1 pseudogene is annotated in these 256 nt (G+C 53.9%); it reads right to left on the bottom strand.

From position 1 onward, the window contains the following. Positions 1-8 precede the first annotated feature (8 nt). Positions 9-256 (bottom strand): annotated as a pseudogene (locus ACEN88_RS35770) (sugar ABC transporter permease); the annotation flags it as partial.

Genomic DNA, 256 nt, shown 5'->3' with positions numbered 1-256 from the left:
TTCTTCCCTTATGCCATGTCGTCGTTTTTGAACGATTTGGTGGCGCGGAACTGCCACAACGCCAGGCCGACGACAAAAATCGACAGCAGGATGGTGATGGTGGCCGCGATGGCGTACTGCGATGAGGACATCGTCAGCTTATAGATCCACGACACCAGAATGTCGGTACCGCCCGCGTTCGCGCCAGCCACCGCCGGTCCGCCGTTGTTAAACAAGTAGATGATGTTGAAGTTGTTAAAGTTGAAGGTGTATTGCG

It is taken from the genome of Massilia sp. CT11-108 (assembly GCF_047302915.1).
Classification (GTDB): Bacteria; Pseudomonadota; Gammaproteobacteria; order Burkholderiales; family Burkholderiaceae_D; genus Telluria; species Telluria orientalis.
Note: the sequence above shows the minus strand (reverse complement) of the source record. Positions and strands in the feature narration are given on the sequence as shown.